This is a genomic window from Mesorhizobium sp. B1-1-8, assembly GCF_006442795.2.
Lineage (GTDB): Bacteria > Pseudomonadota > Alphaproteobacteria > Rhizobiales > Rhizobiaceae > Mesorhizobium.
The window spans coordinates 4,827,498-4,851,119 of record NZ_CP083956.1 but is presented as its reverse complement, the minus strand read 5'-3'; the positions used below and the strand labels follow the sequence as shown (position 1 = coordinate 4,851,119).

Here is a 23,622-nt window from a genome sequence, read left to right as displayed (position 1 = left end):
TGTCGGTTTGATCAACAGGCTGTCACTTTAAAATCGGAATGTGAGGCGCATGCAGGTTCTGTCGGTCACGCCCGAGATCTTTCCGCTGGTCAAGACCGGCGGGCTTGCCGACGTCACCGGCGCCTTGCCGATTGCGCTGGCCGGCAAGGGCGTCGCCATGCGCACGCTCGTCCCCGGCTACCCCGTGGTGATGGCGGCCTTCAAGAAAAAGAGGGCCGTCTACCAGTATCCGCTGCTGCAGGGCGGCAAGGCTTCGGTCCATGCCGTCAAGGTCGGCGATCTCGATCTGTTCGTGCTCGAAGCGCCGCACCTCTTCGACCGTCCCGGCGGCCCTTATGGCAATGCAAACGGCGCCGACTGGCCGGACAATTGGCGGCGCTTCGCTGCGCTGAGCCAGGTCGGCGGCGACATCGCCGGTGGCGCCATTTCCGGCTACCAGCCCGACCTCGTGCATGCCCATGACTGGCAGTCGGCGATGACGCTTGCCTATATGCGCTACGGCAAGGCGGTCGGCGTGCCGTCGCTGATCACCGTGCACAATCTCGCCTTCCAGGGCCGGTTCGGCGCCGGCATCTTCGGCGAGCTCGGCCTGCCGGGCGTCGCCATGCAGCTCGACGGCGTCGAATATTATGGCGGCGTCGGCTATCTCAAGGCCGGCCTGCAAGCCGCCTGGGCGATCACCACGGTCAGCCCGACCTACGCGCAGGAGATCCGCTCGCCGGAATTCGGCATGGGCCTCGACGGCCTCATCAACATGCGCTCCACCGACCTCTACGGCATCGTCAACGGGATCGATGTCGACATCTGGAACCCCGAGAGCGACCAGCATCTGGTGGCCAATTATTCGGCTAAAACGCTCGAGGCACGCCATCTCAACCGCACCGCCGTCGAGGATCGTTTCAGCCTCGAGCGCGACGACAGCCCGATCGTCTGCGTCATCAGCCGGCTGACCTGGCAGAAGGGCATGGACATTCTGGCCGCAGTCGTCGACGGCATTGTTCAGCGCGGCGCACGGCTGGCCATCCTCGGCTCGGGCGATGCCGGCCTCGAAGGCTCGCTGCTTGCCGCCGCAGCGCGTCACCGCGGCCGTGTCGGCGTCGTCATCGGCTATGATGAGGGGCTCTCGCACATCATGCAGGGCGGCTGCGACGCCATCGTCATCCCGTCGCGTTTCGAGCCTTGCGGGCTCACCCAGCTCTATGGTCTGCGCTATGGCTGCGTGCCGGTCGTCGCCCGCACCGGCGGGCTGGCCGATACCATCATCGACGCCAACGAGGCCGCGCTTTCGGCCGGCGTCGCCACCGGCTTCCAGTTCGCGCCGAACAATGGCGGCGCGCTTCTGCACACGATCCGCCGGCTGGCCGAGGTGCATGCCAGCCCCGCGACCTGGGCGTCGATCCAGCGCCAGGGCATGAAGGCCGATGTCTCCTGGGACAAGAGCGCCGAGAAATATATGGAACTCTATCGCTTGCTGCTTTCGAAAAGGGCTGCCTGAGACATGATACGCACCGTCCCCACCAAACCCTATCCCGACCAGAAACCCGGCACCTCCGGCCTGCGCAAGAAGGTGCCCGTGTTCCAGCAGGAGCACTACGCCGAGAACTTCATCCAGTCGATCTTCGACGCGCTGGACGGTTTTGAAGGCAAGACGCTGGTGATCGGCGGCGACGGTCGCTACTACAATCGCGAGGTCATCCAGAAGGCCATCGCCATCGCGGCGGGCAACGGCTTCGGCAAGGTGATGGTCGGGCAGGGCGGGATTCTTTCCACGCCCGCGGCCTCCAACATCATCCGAAAGTACAAGACCTTCGGCGGCATCATCCTGTCGGCCAGCCACAATCCGGGCGGCCCGCATGAGGATTTCGGCATCAAGTACAATGCCGGCAATGGCGGCCCGGCGCCGGAGAAGATCACCGACGCCATCTTCGCCAAGACCAAGACGATAGCAAGCTTCAAGATCGCCGATATCGACCCGATCGACATCGACAAGATCGGCACCGTCAAGGCCGGCGACATGAGCGTCGAGATCTTCGACCCTGTCGCCGACTATGCCGAGCTGATGGAAAGCCTGTTCGACTTCGACGCCATCCGCGCCAATTTCAAATATGGCTTCCGCATGCGCTTCGACGCCATGCATGCGGTGACCGGCCCCTATGCCAAGGAGATCCTCGAGCGCCGGCTTGGCGCCCCCAACGGCACCTGCCGCAACTTCAAGCCGCTGCCGGATTTCGGCGGCCATCACCCTGATCCGAACCTGGTCCACGCCAGGCACCTCTATGACGAGATGATGGGACCGGACGCGCCCGATTTCGGCGCCGCGTCCGATGGCGACGGCGACCGCAATCTGATCATCGGCAGGGGCATCTTCGTCACCCCGTCCGATTCCGTGGCGATGCTTGCCGCCAATGCGCATCTGGCGCCCGGCTACAAGCAAGGCCTGAAGGGCATCGCCCGCTCGATGCCGACCAGTGGCGCCGCCGACCGCGTCGCCGAAAAGCTCGGCGTCGGCATCTATGAGACGCCGACCGGCTGGAAGTTCTTCGGCAATCTGCTCGACGCCGACATGGCGACGATCTGCGGCGAGGAAAGTGCCGGCACCGGCTCCAACCATGTGCGCGAGAAGGACGGGTTGTGGGCCGTGCTGTTGTGGCTGAACATCCTCGCCGTGCGCGGCGAGAGCTGCAAGGACGTCGTCACCAGGCACTGGGAGACCTACGGCCGCAACTACTATTCGCGCCACGACTATGAAGAAGTCGAGACCGAGCGCGCCAACAAGCTGGTCGACGAGCTGCGCGCCAGGCTCGGCTCGCTGCCCGGCACCAGCGTGCGCGGCCTGAAGATCGCCAATGCCGACGATTTCGCCTATCACGATCCGGTCGACGGTTCGGTGAGCCAGCACCAGGGTATCAGGGTCCTGTTCGAGGGCGGCTCGCGCGTCGTCTTCCGGCTCTCCGGCACCGGCACCTCGGGCGCGACGATCCGCGTCTATATCGAGCGCTATGAGCCCGACAAGGCGAGGCACGACCTCGACACGCAGGAGGCGCTTGCCGACCTGATCGCCGCGGCCGACGACATCGCCGGAATCAAGAGCCACACCGGCCGCGACAAGCCGAGCGTGATTACGTGAGGGTGGTGGACAAGGCTCCCCCTTCTGCCCTTGTGGGAGAAGGTGGCCGAGCGAAGCTCGGTCGGATGAGGGGTGCTCCAGCTTGGCGCAGACCTGCATCCAAATCTGTAATGCCTCATTTCTTCCAACACCCCTCATCCGTCTCGGCGCTGCGCGCCGATCCACCTTCTCCCACAAGGGGAGAAGGAGAGGCGCGCCCGTGATTCACCTCGGTGCTACCGTCACCGCCGAAGGCATCCGCTTTGCCGTTTGGTCGTCGTCAGCGAGGCGCCTGTGGGTCTCGATCTACGAGGACGCCGGCACACGCGAACTCCACCGGCTGGAACTCAACCCGGAAGGCGAGGGCGTGCATGCGCTCGTTGTCCCCGGCCTTGGCGACGGCACGCGTTACGGCTTTCGCGCCGATGGCGACTATGCGCCGGAGCGCGGTCTGTGGTTCGACCCGAACAAGCTTCTCACCGATCCCTATGCCGTCGAGCTCGACAGTCCATATCAATATCATTGGCGGCTTGCCGCCAAACGCAACGAAGGCGCCGACACGGCCTCGCTGATGCCGAAGGCGGTAGCGCGGTTCCTGCCCACGCCGCTGCCGCCGAAGCCGCCGCTGTTCCAGCCCGGCGGTTTGATCTACGAGCTCAACGTCCGCTCCTTCACGAAACTCCATCCGGATGTACCGCAAGAACAGCGCGGCACCATCGCGGCGCTCTCCCATCCGGCGATCATCGATCACCTGAAGCGGCTCGGCGTTTCCGCCGTCGAATTGATGCCCATCACCGCCTCGATCGACGAGCGGCATCTGCCGCCGCTGGGCCTCAGCAACGCCTGGGGCTACAACCCCGTCACCTTCATGGCCCTCGACCCGCGCCTTGCGCCCGGCGGCCTCAAGGAATTGCGCGACACCGTCGCGGCGCTGCGTGAAGCGGGCATCGGCACCATTCTCGATCTCGTCTTCAACCACACCGGCGAAAGCGACCGGCTGGGTCCGACGCTGGCGCTGCGCGGCCTCGATGCCCAGGCCTATTACCGGCACGAACCGGATGGCAGGCTGGCCAACGACACCGGCACCGGCAACACGATCGCCTGCGATCATCCGGTGGTGCGCGAGATGGTGCTCGACACGCTGCGCCATTTCGTCCGCCATGCCGGCGTCGACGGCTTCCGCTTCGATCTGGCGCCGGTGCTGGGCCGGGTCGACGGCGTGTTCGATCCGGCGGCGCCGCTGCTCGAGGCCATCGCCGGCGATCCTGTGCTCGCCGGCCGGGTGCTGATCGCCGAGCCCTGGGACATCGGGCCGAACGGTTACCAGCTCGGCAATTTCCGGCCGCCTTACCTCGAATGGAACGACCGCTGCCGCGACGATATCAGGCGCTTCTGGCGCGGCGATGCCGGCATGGTCGGCGCGCTCGCCACGCGGCTTGCCGGTTCATCCGATGTGTTCGGCCGGGACGCTCAGCCGGTCAGCCGCAGCGTCAACTTCATCGCCGCGCATGACGGCATGACGCTGGCCGACATCGTCGCCTATGAGCGGAAGCACAACGCGGCCAATGGCGAGCAGAACCGCGACGGCCATAATGACAATATCTCCTGGAACAACGGCATCGAGGGCGAGACGGATGATGCGGCGATCACCGACGCCCGCTTCGGCGATCGATCCGCGCTGCTTGCCACGCTCTTTGCCTCGCGCGGCACGATCATGCTGACCGCCGGCGATGAATTCGGCCGCAGCCAAAAGGGCAACAACAACGCCTATGCGCAGGACAACGCCATCACCTGGCTGGACTGGACAGGCCGCGACAAGGCGCTGGAGCGGTATGCCGCGGAACTTTCGGCGATGCGCAGCACCTTTCCGGTGCTGTCGGACGGGCATTTCCTGACTGGTGAGCCGCAAGACGCTTCCGGCATTCCCGATGTCGCCTGGCTGACAGAGACCGGCGCGCCGCTCGGCGAACCGGATTGGAACGACCCCGGGCGACATCGGCTCGTCATGCTGCTCGGCGATACCGGCGGCGGCCGCCTTGCCGTCATGATCAATGGCGACCGCCGCCAATGCGTCTTCACTCTGCCGGAGCGGGAAGAATTCGAGTGGCGCTCGGCGATCGAGACGCAGGTGGTCGATCTTGTGCGCCCGCTGCCCGGCCGCAGCGTGACTTTCATGACAGAGCATCGGACCGAAAAGCGGCAGCCGGTTTTCGGATGATCCGATGCGAAATCAAAAATCATTGGCGCCAGGCCGGGAAGGCTCGCGCCAGGAAAGGCTAGTTATGGCTGACGATAATGCCAAGCATGGAGCCGAATGGTGGCGGGGCTGCGTCATCTACCAGATCTATCCGCGCTCCTTCCAGGACACGACCGGCGACGGCAGCGGCGATCTCAAGGGCATCACCGCGCGGCTCTCCCACGTCGCCTCGCTCGGCGTCGACGCCATATGGCTGTCGCCCTTCTTCAAGTCGCCGATGGCCGACATGGGCTATGACGTGTCGGACTATCGCGACGTCGATCCGATGTTCGGCACGCTGGAAGATTTCGGCGCACTGGTCTCCGAGGCGCACCGGCTCGGCCTGAAGATCATCATCGACCAGGTTATCTCGCACTCGTCCGACAAGCACGAATGGTTTGTCGAAAGCCGCGCCAGCCGCGACAACGCCAAGACCGACTGGTATGTCTGGGCCGACGCGAAGCCGGATGGCACCGCGCCCAACAATTGGCAATCGCTGTTCGGCGGCCCAGCCTGGGAATGGGACGCCACGCGCCGGCAGTATTACATGCACAATTTCCTGGCCTCGCAGCCCGACCTCAATTTCCATAACCCGGAAGTGCAGGACGCTGTCCTCGACACCGTGCGCTTCTGGCTGGAGCGCGGCGTCGACGGCTTCCGGCTGGACACCGTCAACTACTATGTCCACGACCGCTGGTTGCGCGACAACCCGCCGCTCGCCGCGAGCGTCGCCGGCACCAATGCGGCCACCAGCACCTATGCCTTCCAGGAGCATCTCTTCGACAAGACGCGGCCGGAAAACCTCGATTTTCTGAAGCGTTTCCGCACGCTGCTCGACGAGTACCCAGATCGCGCCGCGGTGGGCGAGGTGGGCGACGAGGAACGTTCGCTGCAGACGCTCGCCGCCTATACCTCCGGCGGCGACAAGCTGCAGATGTGCTACACCTTCGACCTGCTCGGCCCGCAATTCTCGGCCGCCCATGTGCGCGGCTGCGTCGAGGCTTTCGAAAGCGCCGTCGCCGATGGCTGGGTCTGCTGGGCCTTTTCCAACCACGATGTAGTGCGCCATGTCAGCCGCTGGACGCGGCCAGGCGAGAATCCGGATGCGGTGGCGAAATTCTCGATCGCGCTGCTCTGCTGCCTGCGCGGTTCGATCTGTCTCTACCAAGGCGAGGAACTCGGACTTGAAGAGGCGGAGCTTGCTTATGAGGATTTGCGCGATCCGTTGGGCATCCGCTTCTGGCCGGGCGTCAAGGGCAGGGACGGTTGCCGCACGCCGATGGTCTGGGAGGCAGGCGCCGAAGGTGGCGGCTTCTCCACCGGCAAGCCCTGGCTGCCGGTGCCGCTGGCGCATCGTGGCCGGGCGGTCGACGTGCAAAATGGTGAAGCAGGTTCTGTCCTTGCTGCCTATCGCTCGATTCTGGCCCTGCGCAAATGCCACCCGGCGCTGATCGCCGGCTCGATCCGTTTTCTCGACGCCGAAGGCGGCGTGCTGGCTTTCATCCGCCAGCACGAAGACGAGAAGTTGTTATGCGTCTTCAACTTCGCCGGTGAGCCGGCGAAGTGGACGCTGCCGGCGGAGATCAGGGATATCGAGATAACGGCTCTTGCCGTTGACGTCGCCGGCGTTCTTGGCGGCGTTCTCGAAGAGATTGCGCTGGCGCTGCCGCCTGTAGGTTGCTTCGTCGGGAGAATTGGCTGACCGTCTGCTACTGAACGAGCACGGACCGCCCGCAGGTCGCGCCGGTGACCCGCACATCGGCCTCGCCGACATGCACGCCGAGCGCGCCAAGCACATTGTAGAGCAGGTCGTCGACCGGCGCGGTCACGCCGTTGAGCAGCGTCGTCACCGCCGGCTTCACCGTGCCGAGCAAGGCGGTCACGTCGAGACCGAGGCCCAGCGCATTGGCCGTCAGTGATAGGTTGTTCACGAGCGAGGTGGTGAGCGACTGCGTCAGGTTTTTTGTCGACACGGTTTTGATCGCCTTGCTGGCGATATCGGAGGCGCTGAAGGTCAGGTTCGTCGGCGCCATGTTGGTCACCGAAAAGGCCGAGGAGCCAGTCGCCTGCAGCAGCGGAATGAGCAACAGCTTTAAGTCCGTGATGTCGGCGTTAGAGAAGGACTGCGGCTTGCTGAAGTCTGCGAAGCCGCTGGCGTTGCTGTTGGCGAGATGCGCGGCGACGACGCCGGGTTGCGCGGCAATGGTAACTTTGATGCTGGATGGGCCGGTCGGGCAGCTTATGTCGGTCAGCTTGGCTTCGGCATAGGCCACCTCGATGTTGAGCGGCAGGTTGACGGCGAGCAGCTTGATGCCGCCGCCAAGGTTCGGCGTGCCGACCGTGACGCTGGCGTTGAGCTTGATGCGGGTCTGCGCCGTGCGCACCACGGTGCCCAGTTCTCCCACGGCCAGCCAGGGCGAGGATTGCGGCGGCTCGCCGATGGCGATGTTGAGCGTCGTCGATGTCAGGCCGGGTATCGTGGCGCCTAGATTGACCGCAACCTGGTTCGTGCCGTTGGCGAGCGCGGCAGCCGCCGTCAGCATGCTCAGGGCGCTGGCGGCGATCGAAAGCCCTGCGGGCTTCTGTCCGATGCCGAGGCTGCCGACCGAGCCGAGGTCGATCAGATGGCTGAGCGGAATCTTGACCGAGTTGGTGGCGCTCGAGGCCATGGTCTGCAGCGCGAGCTTAGCGGTGTGGTCGAGCCCGGGCACGTTGGCAATGGCGGTTGCGATCTGCCCGACGGTCGCCTTGGAGGCCAGCACGTCCGAATAGGTCACCCCAGTCAGGTGCAGTTGGGTTGCCAGGGCGTCGGTGAAGGAGAGCACATCGACATCGGCCGAGATCAGCGAATTGTAGTCCATCACGCTGAGCGAGATGTTGCCGCCCAGCAATCCGCCGAGCAGCGCGTTGAGAACGCCGCCATTGACGCTGGCAAGCCGCGACCCGACCGAGAACGCCGCTTCGGGTTGGGCGCTGGCGGTGGCTGTCGTGCCGATCACCGGCGGCGCCATCATCGAGGCGGCGAAATAGAGCGTTCCCTGCTTCTTCAGCGACACCTGGACGGCGTTGTAGGGCAGCTTGCCTGCCTCGAAACGGCTGCCTGCCGCAATCGAACTGACCCCGGAATAGCGGCCGGGCACGACCTGCACGACGGCTTTGGTGGCGTTTGGCGCAACGGTCGTGCCTTTCTGCTGCACGGCGACCGATGTGATTCCGTTGTCCTTCAGCGTCGTCAGGACTGCTTGCTCGGCATTGTTGATGTGGGCGGCGGCAGTGATCGCGGCGAGGTCGATGATCGACTGCGCGGCGCGGCGTTCGTTGTAGAGCGAGCCCTCATCGACCGCGAACGCGGTCAACGCCAGCGCCACCGGCGTGCAGAGCGCGGTCATGACGGCGAAATTGGCGCGCCGATCGGCGATCAGCCGTCGGGTCGCGCCCATCAGTCCCCCCGCTTTATTGCGCATCATATGCCTCCGACCCGGATCGTCGATTGGCGCTGGATCGTGGTGCCGGGCAGCGGCAGGTTATGGAATAGGCTCCAGATCGGCAGGTTGCGCGCATCATAGCTGACCGAGACGACGAACTGGCTGCCGTCGACGGCACTGTCCTTGGCGTCGACCGTCAGCTTCTTCGGGTCGACAAAGGCATAGCCCGCGACGTCGTGGGTGATGAAATCGGTGACCAGCGCCTGGCGCTCCGTCTGATTGAGGCCGGCAATCGCCGTTCGGGCCGCGTCGGCGGCGATTTGCTGGACCGAATGGCTGGCGCCGAAATAGATTCCGTATGCAACCATGCCGAGCAGAAGCAGGATGAAAATCGGCGCCAACATGGCGAATTCCACAGCTGACGTGCCCGTGGCGTCAGCCCGAAAACGAGACCACGAAGTGAGGGATTTGCGGTTTTTCAGCATGCCTCGAAGAATGCCAAGACCTGCCTGCAAAAACAGAAAACGGCTGGAACAACCGAGAGATGCATCAAGTTGAACAAGAGATTTAAGCTTAAGAATTCGCTGTTTTAGCGAGGGGCCGCTCACTCAACGTCAAGCAGTAGGTAGTTGAAATAAGATTTCGCTCTGTCTAGTCTCGCCGCCACCAGCTGCCGGAACAGACCGGCGGCACGCTCAAAAAACGAGCCGCTCGACGGTTCCGGGCGTCAACACGCAAAAGGTGTGGCTGAGGGGCCGCGCCGACAGGGAGAGACTTCATGCTGAAAAATCTGCTGAAGGCGACGGTGTTCGCCACCACCATGGTCTTGGCGACCGGCGCCTTCTACACGCACGCCTATGCCGAGACCGTCTACAACCGCGGGTCCGCTGCCGAGGCGGAGACGGTTGATCCGCACAAGACGTCGACGACCTACGAAGCTGATATTATACGCGACCTGTTCCAGGGCCTCGTCATGCATGACCAGAAGACGAACCTCATTCCGGGCGCCGCCGAAAGCTGGACGGTGTCCGACGACGGCACTGTCTACACATTCAAGCTGCGCAAGGACGGCCTCTGGTCGGATGGCAGCCCGGTAACGGCGGATGACTTCGTCTATTCGTTCCATCGGCTGGAAGATCCGGCCACCGCTGCCGAATACGCCTCGATGCTCTATCCGGTGAAGGGCGCCGAGGACTTCAACACCAAGAAAGGCAAGGCCGAGGACATGGGCGTGAAGGCGATCGACGCCAACACGCTGCAAGTGACGCTGAAGGCGCCAACGCCTTACTTCCTGGAGATGCTGACCCATCAGGCGACCTATCCGGTTAATAAGGCCTCCATGGACAAGCTCGGCGCCGACTGGATCAAGCCCGGCAAGCTGGTCTCCAACGGCGCCTATACGCTGGCGGAGTGGGTTCCCAACGACCATATGAAATTGATCAAGAACCCGAAGTTCTGGGACGCCGCGAGCGTCAAGCTCGACGTGGTCAACTACATCCCGACCGAGGATCGCTCGTCGGCGATGAAGCGCTTCGAGGCCGGCGAGCTCGACAGTTATGGTGACCTGCCGACCGAACAGCTCGCCGATCTCAAAACCAAATTCGGTGACCAGGTCCGTGTCGGGCCATATCTCGGCACCTATTATTTTGCGATCAAGACCGACAAGGCGCCATGGGACAATGTCGAGTTGCGCAACGCCATCTCGATGGCGATCGATCGCGACTTCCTCGCCGAGAAGGTCTGGCAGAACTCGATGCTACCCGGCTATTCGATGGTGCCTCCGGGCATCGAGGGCTATACGCCTGCAATGGCCAAATATGCCGACATGCCGCAGATCGACCGCGAGGACGCGGCCAAGAAGGTCCTCGAGAAACTCGGCTATACACCCGAGCATCCGTTGAAGATGGAGATCCGCTACAACACCTCGGAGAACCATAAGAACACGGCGGTCGCCATCCAGGAACAGCTGAAGCCGCTCGGCGTCGAGGTGACGCTGCTCAACACCGACACCAAGACCCACTACTCCTTCCTCGAGCAGAAGGGCAATTACGACGTTGCCCGCGCCGCCTGGATCGCCGACTACAAGGATCCGGAAACCTTCCTCGGCATCTCGCGCAAGGCAAGCGGCAACAACTACTCGAACTACAACAGCCCGGCATACGAGGCGGCCATGGACAAGGCCGCCGCCGCCGGCGGCAAGCCCGAGGAGCGCATGAAGGACCTCGCCGAGGCCGAGCGCATCCTCGTCGACGACGTCGGCGAGATCCCGCTTCTCTACTACAGCTTCCACGACATCGTTTCCTCGAAGCTGCATGGCTTCGACGACAATGTGATGGACATCCATCCGTCCCGCTTCATCTCCAAGGACTGACAAGCAACCTTGGCCGTGCCGCCGCGCCCTTCTGGGTGCGGCGGCTGCGGTTTGACGTCGTACCGGGTCGAAAGTCGGGTTGGATTTCCGGCGGACGCGGTGCGAAGATCAAAGATGCCAGCGCGCCACGGTCTTCGTTTGGAGAGCTGTCGCCCTGGCTGAAGCGGGGCGCCGATGCTGCGTTATGTCTTCCGGCGGCTGTTGACCGCCATCCCGACGCTATTCGTCATCGTGACGGTGGCGTTCTTCCTGATCCGTGTCGCGCCGGGTGGCCCGTTCAACCAGGAGCGTGGCTTGAGCCCCGAGATCAAGGCCAATCTCGAAGCCCAGTTCGGCCTCAACGATCCGCTCTGGCTGCAATATGTCCACTATCTTGGCAATCTTTTGCGCGGCAATTTCGGCCCGAGCTACAATCTGCCGGATTTCACCGTGACCGAGCTGTTCGCCAAGGGCCTGCCGATCTCGATCCAGATCGGCAGCTCGGCACTTGTCCTGGCGCTGCTGCTCGGCTCGATCCTCGGCACCATCGCGGCACTCAACCAGAACAAGCTCGGCGATTATTCGGTGATTGCACTGGCCACCGCCGGCAGCACCATCCCGACCTTCGTCACCGCGCCGATAATCCAGCTGGTCTTCGGGCTGGCCTGGAAGCTGCTGCCGATCGGCGGCTGGGGCGACGGCGCCTTAATCAACAAGGTCGGCCCGGTGCTGACGCTTGCCTTGCCGCAGATCGCCATTGTCGCCCGCCTGATGCGCGGCTCGATGATCGAGAGCCTGCGCTCGCACCATATCCGCACCGCCCGCGCGCTCGGCCTGTCCGACTGGTCGGTGGTGGTCAAGCATGCTTTGCGTGGCGCCGTCCTGCCGATCGTCTCCTTCACCGGGCCGGCGGCGGCGGCGCTGCTCACCGGCTCGATCATCGTCGAGACGATCTTCTCCATCCCCGGCGTCGGCCGCTATTTCGTCGATGCCGCGCTCAACCGCGACTACACGCTGGTCATGGGCACCGTGGTGGTGATCGCGCTCTTCACCATCGTCTTCAACCTGATCGTCGATCTTCTTTACGCGGTCGTTGATCCGAGGGTGCGCTATGACTGAACTCGCCGTCGCCGTTCCAGAGCCCATCGTCGGCCGTTCGCTCTGGGGTAATGCTTGGGCGCGGTTGAAACGCAACCGCGCCGCCATGTTCAGCCTCTATTACCTGGCGCTGATCGCCGTCATCAGCATCTTCGGCCCCTGGGTCGTGCCGCATGAATACACGACCATCTACGGCGACTATGTGCGCACGCCGCCGAGCTTCTCCGCCTATCCAAAGCCCGACATGATCCAGGGCGCGTTGACCGACGCCATCAAGCGCATGCGCGTCGACATCAAGGAATGGCACCAGGACGGTAGCCGCGTTATCGTCACCGTCACCTCGACCAAGCCGGTCGACGACCGCAACATCCGCTATCTCGATCGTTCCGATGCCTTCGACGACACCAGGATCGAGAACAAGTCGCCCGACGGGCTCGAAATGACGATGAGCTCGGCCGTCAAGCAGCAATATTTCTTCTTCGGTACCGACAACACCGGCCGCGACCTGCTCTCGCGCACGCTGATGGCCGGCCGCATCTCGCTCGCCATCGGCCTGCTCGCGGGTGTCGTCGCCGGCGTCATCGGCGTCATCTACGGCGCCACCGCCGGTTTTTCCGGCGGCAGGATCGACGAAGTGATGATGCGCATTGTCGACGTGCTTTATTCGCTGCCCTTCATTTTCTTCGTCATCATGCTGGTGGTGTTCTTCGGCCGCAACTTCGTGCTGATGTTTTTGGCGGTGGGCGCGGTGCTGTGGCTCGACATGGCCCGCATCGTGCGCGGCCAGGCATTGTCGATCCGCCGCCAGGAATATGTCCAGGCGGCCGAAGCCATGGGCGTCGGCCAGCGCGGCATCCTGCTGCGCCACGTCATCCCCAACCTGCTCGGCCCGGTGGTGATCTATATGACGCTGCTGGTGCCGCAGGTGATCATCCTGGAAAGCTTCCTGTCCTTCCTCGGCCTCGGCGTGCAGGAGCCGATGACCAGCTGGGGCGTGCTGATCTCGGTCGGCGCCAAGAATATCGGCACCGCCAACTGGCTGCTGCTGTACCCCGCCTTTTTCCTCGTCTCGACGCTCTTCGCGCTGAACTTCGTCGGCGACGGCCTGCGCGACGCGCTCGACCCGAAAGATCGATAAAGATGGGGATCGCCGACATGGCCTCCGAAACAATCCTCAGCGTCAACGACCTGCGCGTCCGCTTCCAGACGCTCGACGGCACTGTCGAGGCGGTGAAGGGCATCAACATCAAGGTCAATGCCGGCGAAACGGTCGCCGTGGTCGGCGAGTCCGGCTCCGGCAAGAGCCAGACGATGATGGCGGCGATGAGCCTGCTCTCTTCCAATGGTGAGGCGACCGGCCAGGTCGACTATCGCGGCCGCAATCTTCTGACGATGTCGAAGAGCGAGCTCAACCAGGTGCGCGGCCGCAAGATCAGCATGATCTTCCAGGAGCCGATGACCTCGCTCGATCCGCTTTATACCATCGGCAACCAGCTGATCGAGCCGATCCGCCGGCACCGCGGGCTGAATGCGGCCGCGGCGCGCGAAGAGGCGCTTAAATTGCTCAGGCTGGTGCATATTCCCGATCCCGAGCGGCGCATGAAATCCTATCCACACGAAATGTCGGGCGGCCAGCGCCAGCGCGTCATGATCGCCATGGCGCTGGCCAACGACCCCGACATACTGATCGCCGACGAGCCGACGACGGCGCTCGACGTCACCATCCAGGCGCAGATTCTGATGCTGCTTGCCGAGCTGCAGCGCAAGCTCGGCATGGCCATCGTCTTCATCACCCACGATCTCGGCATCGTCCGGCGCTTCGCCGACCGCGTCTATGTCATGCGCCAGGGTGAGGTGGTGGAGGAGGGCGCGGCCGAGGCGATCTTCGCCAACCCGCAGCATGCCTACACCAGGATGCTGCTCGCGGCCGAACCGACCGGCACCAAGGCGCCGCCGCCGGCCAACGCGCCGGTGCTGCTCGAAGGCAGGAATGTCGAGGTGGTGTTCAAGATCGGCGGCGGTTTTCTCGGCGGCGAGCCGCTGATGCTGCGCGCCGTCGACAAGATCTCGATCCGGCTGAAACGCAACCAGACGATCGGCATCGTCGGCGAATCGGGGTCCGGCAAATCGACGCTCGGCCGCGCGCTGCTGAGGCTGCTCCCCAGCGACGGCGTGATCCGCTTCGGCGACCGCGACATCTCCCAAGCCGACCGCCAGCAGATGCGGCCGCTGCGGCGCGAATTGCAGCTCGTTTTCCAGGATCCGTTCGGTTCGCTGTCGCCGCGCATGACGGTCGGCCAGGTCATCACCGAGGGGCTATTGGTGCATGAGCCTTCACTGACCGGCAAGCAGCGCGACCATCGCGCCGTCGAGGCGCTGCGCGAGGTCGGGCTCGACCCCAACGCCCGCAACCGCTACCCGCACGAATTCTCCGGCGGCCAGCGCCAGCGCATCGCCATTGCCCGCGCCATGATCCTGAAGCCGAAGGTGGTGGTGCTGGACGAGCCGACCTCGGCGCTCGACCGCTCGGTGCAGAAGCAGATCGTCGAGCTGCTGCGCAAGCTGCAGGCCGACCACGAGCTATCCTATCTCTTCATCAGCCACGACCTCGCCGTGGTGCGCGCCATGGCCGACTACATCATCGTCATGAAGCAGGGCAAGATCGTCGAGGAAGGCCCCACCGAGGAGATCTTCGGCAATCCGCAGGCTGCCTATACGCAGACGCTGATGAACGCGGCGATCGATGTGACGCGATTCAGGATGAGTGCATGAGGTATGCGAAATATCCCTAAATGCGATTCTAGATTGATCTTTTTATCCCAAAATGAGATATAAGCTGTGAAGCAGGTTGTTTACCTGGCAGCCGCACTCAAATCGCTCCGCAAACACAAGGCTGACGCGCCTCGCATCGTCGCCAAGATTGCGGTCTACTCCGAGACTCCGGAAGCCATGGCCAACAACGTCAAGAAGCTGGTCGGTTCGGACGAAATACGACTGCGTGTCGGCGACTACCGCATCCTCTTCACCGAAACGGAAAACGAGATCATCGTAAGCAGGATCGGGCCGCGTGGCTCCATTTACGAATAGGAGACGGTAGTGAGCGTTCACTATTTTACCACCCCCAAGGGCGACGAAATGGCCGTCTTGCCGCGCGCCGAGCTTGACGCGCTGCAGGACCGCGCCGTGCGTGCCCGGGAGGTGGCGAACTATCGTGCCGGCGAGGCCCCAGGATTTACTGCCGAGGAAGCGCTGGCCTTCGCCAATGCGGTATCGCCGCTCGCTTTCTGGCGAGGAAGGAAAGGCAAGACGCAAGCCGCTCTGGCAGCGGAAGTCGGCATCTCACAGAATATGCTTTCGGCAGTTGAGAACGGCAAGCGGGGCGGGGACGTCAGTCTTTGGCTGCGGTTGTCACGAGCGCTTGAGGTGCCGGTCGATCAACTGGTCGACGAAGACTGAGGCAGACGAGACCAAATCGATCGCCTGCGGCTTAGTTCGCCGATGTGCACCTGCGCGCTCTTGCCGCAACAATCGCCTGTTGCTGCTGCTGCAGCCTCTCGATCCTGGCCGTCTCGCGATTGGCGATGCCTGTCTTAACCGTCGAGCCGCCCAGCAGCCAGCTCGGCACGCTGGTGTTGGCGACCTTGCCGCGCGCGATGGCGGTTCGCGAGATGTCGGTGGCGGTGTCGCCGAGCGCAACATTGAGCTCGGTGCAACTCATCTTGTCGTATTGTGCGGGATTGATCGATGCGACCGTCGACGAGCAGCCGGCTGCGACAAGCAGCACGGCGGTCAGGACAAACGGCAAAGCGGCCGTCGGCGTCAACTTCATATCCCTACCTGGTCTTGCCGTTCCAATGTTCTAGGCACCCGCTCGAACTAGGGGTTTGGGTGCCATTAGGTCAAAGTGCAGGTCTCCTGTCGAGCGGTCATGACTGATCCGGCTCGCTTTGCGGCGCTGCTGGTTAATCTGGAGCGGGAGAACAAGCAGCCAAGCGCTTGTTTTTTCTGGTCGGAGTGGCAGGATTTGAACCTGCGACCCCCTCGTCCCGAACGAGGTGCGCTACCAGACTGCGCTACACTCCGTGACCAGACCGCGGGCTTATAGCCGCCGCCTTTCGTTCCTGCAAGCGCCAATGGCAGCGCTTCTGTCGCATTTGGTCGGCTTTCGCCGCAAGTGCAGGAAAGGCTTCGGATTTAGCCATCCGATAAAGAGCGGCTTAAAGGCTTGTGTGATAAGCCATCGCCCCGGTAAACCGTCATTCCTGCCTTCTGGAGTTTCAACCATTGCCCTTGCGCATCGTTGGCGAAGCCCAGCCCAACAGCTTCGAATTCGAGACCTCGGCGCTGATCAAGGCGTCGGGCTTTCGCGAATATGACGCGCGTTGGTGGTTCGGCCATTCGGGCTCGGCGCAGGCGCCGGAGCTCAATCTGATCGGCGTCCAGGCGCTTGGCATGGGGCTGGGCACGCTGATCCGCCGGCTTGGAGTCGGGCCCGACATCGTCACCGGCCACGATTTCCGCTCCTATTCGCTGTCGATCAAGCTGGCGCTGGTCTGCGGTCTGATGGCCGCCGGCGCGCGGGTCAAGGATATCGGGCTCGCCTTGTCGCCGATGGCCTATTTCGCCCAGTTCGCGCTCGACACGCCGTCGGTCGCCATGGTCACCGCCTCGCACAACGAGAATGGCTGGACCGGCGTCAAGATGGGTGCGGCGCGGCCGCTGACCTTCGGCCCTGAGGAGATGAGCGAGCTGAAGAAGATCGTGCTCGCCGGCGATTTCGACCTTGCCGGCGGCGGCGCTTATGAATTCGTCTCCGGCTTTCGCGAGACCTATCTCGACGACCTGACCAGCGCAAAACATATTGCCCGCAAACTCAAGGTGGTCTGCGCTTGCGGCAACGGCACCGCCGGCGCCTTCGCGCCGCAGGCGCTCGAGCGCATCGGCTGCGAGGTGATCCGGCTCGATGTCGAGCTCGACCATACGTTCCCGCGCTACAATCCGAACCCCGAGGACATGCAGATGCTGCATGCCATCAGCGAAAAGGTGCTGGAGACGGGCGCCGATGTCGGGCTGGGTTTCGACGGGGATGGCGACCGCTGCGGCGTCGTCGACAATGAAGGCAACGAGATCTTCGCGGACAAGGTCGGGGTCATGCTGGCGCGGGATATTTCCAGCCTGCATCAGGGCTCGACCTTCGTTGTCGATGTGAAATCGACCGGGCTGTTCGTTACCGATCATGTGCTCAAGACGAACGGCGCCCGCACCGATTATTGGAAGACCGGCCACTCCTACATCAAGCGCCGCGTCGCCGAACTTGGCGCCGTCGCCGGCTTCGAGAAATCCGGCCATTTCTTCTTTAACCCGCCGATCGGTCGCGGCTATGACGACGGGCTGGTCACCGCCATCGCCGTATGCCAGATGCTCGACCGCAACCCGGAGAGTTCGATGGCCGATCTCTATCGCGCCTTGCCGCTGACCTACGGCACGCCGACCATGTCGCCGCACTGCGCGGACGAGGTGAAGTACGGCGTGGTCGAGCGCGTGGTCGGCGATTTCCAGGCCATGCATCACGAAGGTGCGACCTTCGCCGGCCAGAAGATATCGGCGCTGATCACCGTCAATGGCGTGCGCGTCGTCGCCGAGGACGGCACCTGGGGTTTGGTGCGCGCCTCCTCCAACAAGCCGGAGCTTGTCGTGGTGGTGGAAAGCCCGGTATCGTCCGAGCGGCGCCGCCAGATGTTCGAAGCCGTTGATGCCGTGCTGCGCCGCAGTCCGGAAGTCGGCGCGTACAATCAGACTTTTTGACAGGCGTCCATGAGCCAGCGCATCGTCAGTTTCGTCATGAGCGGCGGCGTCGGCTCGCGGCTCTGGCCGTTGTCGCGCGAGGACAACCCCAAGCAATTCCATGACTTTTCCGGCGACGGCTCGATGCTGGCCAAGACCTTGCGCCGGCTGGCGGCGCGGCCGGAAGGCGCCACGCCGATCTTCCTGATTGCTTCGGAACGCCATGCCGAGCGCGTCCATGCCGACCTCGCCGGTCTTGATCTCGCTGGTGGCGGCCCGCTGTTCGAGCCGACAGGTCGCAACACCGCGGCCGCAGTTGCGCTCGCCAGTCTGCGCACGCTCTCCGAATTCGGCGACGAGCTTGTGCTGGTGGTGCCGTCCGACCACGAGATTTCGACGCCCGGCCAGTTCTGGCAGAGCATCGAGGCGGGTGTTGCCGCAGCCAGCGCGGGCCGGCTGGTGGTGTTCGGCATCAAGCCGACACACCCCGAGACCGGCTACGGCTATATCGAGGTCGCCGCCGACAGGGACGGCGTCTTCGACGTCTCGCGCTTCGTCGAGAAGCCCAGCCTTGCCACCGCGCGGAGCTATCTCGAAGCCGGTACCTTCTACTGGAATACCGGCATCTTCCTGTTTCGGGCCGGCGCCATGCGCGATGCCTTCGCGGCGTTCGAGCCGGCGATCTGGCAGGCGACGGAAGCCGCCTACAACGCCGCCATCAGCGACCTTTCCGGCCTCTATATGCCGCTGGAACTCTATTCAGCCATTCCCTCGACCTCGATCGACTACGCCGTCATGGAGCGGGCGAGCGGCATCGCCATGGTGCCGGCCGGCTTCCGCTGGAACGATCTCGGTTCCTGGCAGTCGCTGCTAGATGTCGGCCCGTCGGACAAGGACGGCAACGTCATTGTCGGCGACGTCGTCGCCATCGATTGCGAGAACTCCTACATCCGTAGCGACGGCCGCCTGCTGTCGGCTATCGGCATGAAGGACGTCGCCATCGTCTCTACCGCCGACGCCACCTTTGTCGCCCCGGTCAGCCACAGCCAGCATGTCAAGAAGATCGTCGAGCAGCTGGAAAAATCCGGCCGCCTGGAAACGAGATTCACCCCCGCGCATGACCGCGTCATTGAAAGCGGCGCCTGGCGGCGGCGCGTGCGTCACTGGCTGTTTGAGGAGACGCTGCCGCTGTGGTCGACATCGGGCGTCGACGAGCGCCATGGCGGCTTCCACGAGGCGCTTGGCTTCGACGCAGCGCCGCTGATGAAGCCCAAGCGCATGCGCACGCAGGCGCGCCAGATCTATGCCTTCGCGGTCGCCAAGGAGCGCGGCTGGGACGGCCCGGCCGACCGGCTGATCGCCCATGGCATCGATTTCATCGCCGGCAGGGGCCGCACCGCCAGAGGCGGCTGGGTGCGCACGCTCAATGTCGACGGCTCGGTGGCCGACCCTGTCGAGGATGCTTACGATCATTCCTGCGTGCTTCTGGCGCTGGCGCACGCCCATATGTCGGGCCATTCCGACGCCTTGCGGCTCGGCGAAGAGACTTTTTCCTTTCTCGACGCGCATCTCGAGGACAGCCGCATGACCGGCTTCCTCGAAACCTCCGACGGCGAGGGTGAGCGGCGCTCCAACCCGCATATGCATCTGCTCGAAGCCTTCCTTGCCTGGCACCGGGCGACCGGCGATCGCGCCTATCTGCGCCGCGCCGCGCGCATCATCGACCTCTTCCGCAGCTATTTCTTCGATCCGGAAAGCTGGACGCTGGGCGAACATTTCGACGCCGGCTGGAAGCCAGTCGCCGGCGAGAAGGCCACCTGGACCGAGCCCGGCCATCATTTCGAATGGGCTTCGCTGCTCGTCGATTTCGCCGCCCGCAGCGGCCAGACGGAGCTCAGCGGCTTTGCCAGGAAACTCTACGCCTCGGCGATCGCCAACGGCCTCAACCGCGCCACCGGTCTCGCCTATGGCGCCGTCTCGCGCCAAGGCCTGCCGCTCGACCGTGTCTCGCGCACCTGGCCGCAGGCCGAAGCGGTGAAGGCGGCGATCGCGCTCGACGGCTCGGGCGGACCTGATCTCAAGCCGGAGATCGAGGCGCGCGTCGGCCGGCTGTTCCGCTGGCATATCGACCCGGCGCCGCTGGGCCTCTGGATCGACCGCATCGACGAACGCGGCCGCTCACTGGCGACCGACGTGCCGGCCAGTATCTTCTACCACCTGGTCTATGCGCTGACGCAGTATCTGGATGGGACGGCCGAGAGGGGGTGAGGCGCTGAAGCTGCCAATCTCCTCCCTTGCGGGGGAGATGCCCGGCAGGGCAGAGGGGTCGGTTCGACTGGATGCGACCTTCCCCTGGCGACGAATGAAGGCTGGCGCTCCACGCGCAACGACCCCCTCTGTCGCCTTCGGCGACATCTCCCCCTCAAGGGGGGAGATTACCAGCTCGCCCGATTTCGCCAATCAGTACGGGCTCGCCACGTCCCCCGTCTCGACATAGACCGATTTCAGCTGCGAGTAGAGCGCCAGCGCCGCAAGCGAATTCTCGCGGCCGATGCCCGATTGCTTGACGCCGCCGAAGGGGATTTCCACCGGCGTCAGATTGTAGGCATTGATCCAGCAGGTGCCGGCCTGCAACTCGGCGATGACGCGGTGGGCGCGCGGCAGGTCGCGCGTGAATACGCCCGCCGCCAGGCCGAATTCGGTGTCGTTGGCGCGGTCGATCACCTCGTCCTCGCCATCGAATTTGAGCACGCTCATCACCGGCCCGAAAATCTCCTCGCGGGCAATGCGCATCCCATCGGTCACGCCGGTGAACACCGTCGGCTCGACGAAGAAACCGCCGTCGAAACCTTGCAAGGAGGGCACGTTGCCGCCGCAGGCGAGCGTCGCCCCTTCCTGCCTGCCTGCCTCGATATAGCCGATCACCTTCACCTGCTGCGCCTTGTTGACCAGCGGCCCCATCTGCGTGTCCGGATCGAGCGGGTCGCCGATGCGGATCTTCTTCGTCCGCTCGACCAGCCGTTCGACGAAACGGTCGTGAACGCCGCTCTGCACGAAGACGCGGGTGCCGTTGGAGCAGATCTGGCCGGTGGAGTAGAAATTGCCGAGCATGGCGCCGCCGATGGCGTTTTCGAGATCGGCGTCGTCGAAGACGATCAGCGGCGACTTGCCGCCCAACTCCATGGTGGCGTGCTTCATCTTCGAGCCGGCTAATGACAGCACCTTGCGGCCGGTCGGCACCGAGCCGGTCACCGAAACTTTTGCCACGACATCGTGGTCGACAAGGCTGGCGCCGACATCGCCATAGCCCTGGACGACGTTGAACAGCCCGTCGGGCAGGCCTGCCTCCGAGTAGATCTCTGCCAGCGCCAGCGCCGAAAGCGGCGTGTTCTCCGACGGTTTGAACACCATGGCGTTGCCCATGGCGAGCGCCGGCGCCGACTTCCAGCCGGCGATCTGGATCGGATAGTTCCAGGCGCCGATGCCGACGCAGACACCGAGCGCTTCGCGCCGCGTGTAGGCGAAAGGCCCGCCGAGATCGACGGCCTCGCCGTTGAAGGCGGCGACCGCGCCGCCGAAATATTCGAGGCAATCCGCCGCCGAGGGCGCGTCCGCCACCAGCGTTTCCTGGATCGCCTTGCCGGTATCAAGCGTCTCGATGCGCGCAAGGTCGGCGTTGCGGGCGCGCAAAATGTCGGCGGCGCGGCGCAGGATGCGGCCGCGCTCCACCGGCTTCAGCCGCGCCCAGGCCGGCTGCGCGGCGCGCGCCGCCTCGATGGCGATTTCCAGCACGTTAGGCGTCGCCGAATGCAGCGTGGCGATCGTTTCGCCCGTCGCCGGATAGATCACCGGCAGTGGCGCGCCACCTTCATCCTCGATGTAGCGGCCGTTGACATAGTGCGATGCCGTCGGCTGGGCGCGCATGGCTTTCTCCAATGTCTGGTGCAGAGCACTTCGCCCGACAATGCTCTATCGGTCCGCCACCTGCCAGCGCGGATTGATCCACGGTTCCTGGTTGGACGGCGCCAGCGGCGTCCGGCCGAGAATGTGGTCGGAGGCCTTCTCGCCGGTCATGATCGAGGGCGCGTTGAGATTGCCGTTGGTCACCCGCGGGAAGATCGAGGAATCGGCGACGCGCAAGCCATCGATGCCGATGACCCGGCATTCCGGATCGACGACGCTCATGGCGTCATCGGCTCGGCCCATCTTGCAGGTGCCGCACGGATGGTAGGCGCTTTCGGCGTGGTCGCGGATGAAGGCGTCGAGCTCGTCGTCGGACTGCACATGGCTGCCGGGCGAAATCTCCTTGCCACGGAAACCGTCGAAGGCCTGTTGGCCGAAAATCTCGCGCGTCAGCCTGATGCAGTGGCGGAACTCGCTCCAGTCGTCGGGATGCGACATATAGTTGAAGCGGATCACCGGCTTGGCCTTCGGATCGGGCGAGCGCAATGTCACCGAGCCGCGCGACTTCGAGCGCATCGGCCCGACATGCGCCTGGAAGCCATGCGCTTTCGCCGCCGCTTTGCCGTCATAACGCACCGCCGCCGGGATGAAGTGGTACTGAATGTCGGGATAGTCGACGCCGGCCTGCGAGCGCACGAAGGCGGCCGCCTCGAAATGGTTGGTCGCGCCGAGGCCGGTCTTGAAAAACAGCCACTGCGCTCCGATCATTGCCTTGGAGAAGGGGTTGAGCACCGAGTTCAGCGTGATCGGCCTGGTCGATTCCTGCTGGATGTAGAGTTCCATGTGATCCTGCAGGTTGCGGCCGACGCCGGGCCGGTCGGCGACCACCTGGATGCCGTTTTCCTTGAGATGCTCAGCCGGGCCGATGCCAGACAGCATCAGGATTTTGGGCGAGTTGATCGAGGACGCCGCGACGATCACCTCACGTCGCGCCTTAACCACTTGAATCTGTTTGTGAGCTTCGATTTCAACGCCAGTGGCGCGTTGATTCTCGATGATTACCCGGCGCGCGAAACCCTTGAGCAGGATAACATTCTTGCGTTTGAGAGCCGGCTTCAGATAGGCGCTCGCCGCCGACCAGCGGCGGCCGCCGCGGATGGTCTGCTCCATCGGCCCAAAGCCTTCCTGCTTGGCGCCGTTGTAGTCGTCGGTCAGCTCGAAGCCGGCCTGGCGTCCGGCCTCGACGAAAGCGCCGTAGAGCGGGTTCCGGCGCGAGCCGCGCTGCACATGCAGCGGACCGCCGTGGCCCCGCCAGCCATCTTCGCCGCCATTGGAATCCTCCATGCGCTTGAAATAGGGAAGCACGTCGGCAAAACCCCAGCCGGCAGCGCCTTGTTCGGCCCAATGGTCGAAGTCGCGCGCATGGCCGCGCACATAGACCATGCCGTTGATCGACGACGAGCCGCCGATCACCTTGCCGCGCGGCGTCGCCAGCACGCGGCCTCCGAGATGCGGCTCCGGCTCGCTGGCAAAGCCCCAGTCGTAGAGGCTCATGTTGAGCGGGATCGACAGTGCCGACGGCATCTGGATCAGCGGCCCGAGATCGGTGCCGCCGAACTCGATGACGATCACCGAATGCTTGCCGTCTTCCGACAGCCTGTAGGCCATGGCCGAGCCGGCGGAGCCGGAACCGATGATGACGAAATCCGCTTCAAGCATT

17 protein-coding genes and 1 tRNA gene are annotated in these 23,622 nt (G+C 64.1%); 12 read left to right on the top strand and 6 right to left on the bottom strand.

Annotated features, from left to right (window positions below; genetic code table 11):
* Positions 1-49 precede the first annotated feature (49 nt).
* From glgA to FJ974_RS23930, 4 genes are all read left to right on the top strand, one after another.
* Positions 50-1,495, top strand: a complete 1,446-nt coding sequence (gene glgA / locus FJ974_RS23945; protein WP_140532599.1) for a glycogen synthase GlgA — start codon at positions 50-52, stop codon at positions 1,493-1,495.
* Between the two features lie 3 nt (positions 1,496-1,498).
* Entirely contained in the window at positions 1,499-3,127 is a 1,629-nt protein-coding gene (locus tag FJ974_RS23940) for an alpha-D-glucose phosphate-specific phosphoglucomutase (protein ID WP_140532601.1), read from the top strand.
* Positions 3,128-3,326: 199 nt separating this feature from the next.
* Complete coding sequence (gene glgX / locus FJ974_RS23935; RefSeq protein ID WP_140532603.1) at positions 3,327-5,324, top strand: glycogen debranching protein GlgX; 1,998 nt, start codon at positions 3,327-3,329, stop codon at positions 5,322-5,324.
* 64 nt (positions 5,325-5,388) lie between these two features.
* Complete coding sequence (locus tag FJ974_RS23930) at positions 5,389-7,044, top strand: alpha-glucosidase family protein (protein WP_140532605.1); 1,656 nt, start codon at positions 5,389-5,391, stop codon at positions 7,042-7,044.
* Positions 7,045-7,051: 7 nt separating this feature from the next.
* Here FJ974_RS23930 and FJ974_RS23925 read toward each other — a convergent pair whose 3' ends face one another.
* A complete protein-coding gene (locus tag FJ974_RS23925; protein WP_226891373.1) occupies positions 7,052-8,782 on the bottom strand; it encodes a pilus assembly protein TadG-related protein in 1,731 nt (576 codons plus the stop codon).
* A 23-nt stretch (positions 8,783-8,805) separates the two neighbouring features.
* On the bottom strand, positions 8,806-9,252 hold the full coding sequence (locus FJ974_RS23920; RefSeq protein ID WP_140532746.1) for a TadE/TadG family type IV pilus assembly protein: 447 nt from the start codon (positions 9,250-9,252) through the stop codon (positions 8,806-8,808).
* A 293-nt stretch (positions 9,253-9,545) separates the two neighbouring features.
* Here FJ974_RS23920 and FJ974_RS23915 point away from each other — a divergent pair, with 293 nt between their 5' ends.
* The 6 genes from FJ974_RS23915 (at position 9,546) to FJ974_RS23890 (ending at position 15,671) form a co-directional block, all read left to right on the top strand.
* On the top strand, positions 9,546-11,138 hold the full coding sequence (locus FJ974_RS23915) for a peptide ABC transporter substrate-binding protein (RefSeq protein ID WP_140532609.1): 1,593 nt from the start codon (positions 9,546-9,548) through the stop codon (positions 11,136-11,138).
* Positions 11,139-11,312: 174 nt separating this feature from the next.
* Positions 11,313-12,236: an ABC transporter permease subunit gene (locus FJ974_RS23910; RefSeq protein ID WP_140532611.1), complete on the top strand. Its 924-nt coding sequence runs from the start codon at positions 11,313-11,315 to the stop codon at positions 12,234-12,236.
* Positions 12,229-13,353 (top strand): ABC transporter permease, encoded by a 1,125-nt coding sequence (locus FJ974_RS23905; RefSeq protein ID WP_140532613.1) that lies wholly within the window; start codon positions 12,229-12,231, stop codon positions 13,351-13,353. Before FJ974_RS23910 ends, FJ974_RS23905 begins: the two co-directional genes overlap by 8 nt.
* A gap of 17 nt (positions 13,354-13,370) precedes the next feature.
* Positions 13,371-14,987 (top strand): ABC transporter ATP-binding protein, encoded by a 1,617-nt coding sequence (locus tag FJ974_RS23900; RefSeq protein ID WP_140532615.1) that lies wholly within the window; start codon positions 13,371-13,373, stop codon positions 14,985-14,987.
* 66 nt (positions 14,988-15,053) lie between these two features.
* Positions 15,054-15,302 carry a type II toxin-antitoxin system RelE family toxin gene (locus FJ974_RS23895; RefSeq protein WP_140532617.1) on the top strand — a complete coding sequence of 83 codons (249 nt, stop codon included), beginning with the start codon at positions 15,054-15,056 and terminating at the stop codon, positions 15,300-15,302.
* A 9-nt stretch (positions 15,303-15,311) separates the two neighbouring features.
* Positions 15,312-15,671, top strand: a complete 360-nt coding sequence (locus tag FJ974_RS23890; RefSeq protein WP_140532619.1) for a helix-turn-helix transcriptional regulator — start codon at positions 15,312-15,314, stop codon at positions 15,669-15,671.
* A 31-nt stretch (positions 15,672-15,702) separates the two neighbouring features.
* On the opposite strand, the gene FJ974_RS23885 is transcribed toward FJ974_RS23890, so the two are convergent.
* Both FJ974_RS23885 and FJ974_RS23880 read right to left on the bottom strand, forming a co-directional pair.
* Positions 15,703-16,044 (bottom strand): hypothetical protein, encoded by a 342-nt coding sequence (locus FJ974_RS23885; RefSeq protein ID WP_140532621.1) that lies wholly within the window; start codon positions 16,042-16,044, stop codon positions 15,703-15,705.
* 177 nt (positions 16,045-16,221) lie between these two features.
* Positions 16,222-16,298 (bottom strand) — tRNA-Pro (locus tag FJ974_RS23880).
* A gap of 201 nt (positions 16,299-16,499) precedes the next feature.
* Between FJ974_RS23880 and FJ974_RS23875 the strand changes: the two genes are divergently transcribed.
* Both FJ974_RS23875 and FJ974_RS23870 read left to right on the top strand, forming a co-directional pair.
* Entirely contained in the window at positions 16,500-18,020 is a 1,521-nt protein-coding gene (locus FJ974_RS23875; RefSeq protein ID WP_140532623.1) for a phosphomannomutase/phosphoglucomutase, read from the top strand.
* Between the two features lie 9 nt (positions 18,021-18,029).
* On the top strand, positions 18,030-20,267 hold the full coding sequence (locus FJ974_RS23870; protein WP_140532625.1) for an AGE family epimerase/isomerase: 2,238 nt from the start codon (positions 18,030-18,032) through the stop codon (positions 20,265-20,267).
* Positions 20,268-20,459: 192 nt separating this feature from the next.
* Here FJ974_RS23870 and betB read toward each other — a convergent pair whose 3' ends face one another.
* Positions 20,460-21,923, bottom strand: coding sequence for a betaine-aldehyde dehydrogenase (gene betB / locus FJ974_RS23865; protein ID WP_140532627.1), 1,464 nt, complete (start codon positions 21,921-21,923; stop codon positions 20,460-20,462).
* 45 nt (positions 21,924-21,968) lie between these two features.
* Positions 21,969-23,621, bottom strand: a complete 1,653-nt coding sequence (gene betA / locus FJ974_RS23860) for a choline dehydrogenase (RefSeq protein WP_140532629.1) — start codon at positions 23,619-23,621, stop codon at positions 21,969-21,971.
* Position 23,622: the final 1 nt, after the last annotated feature.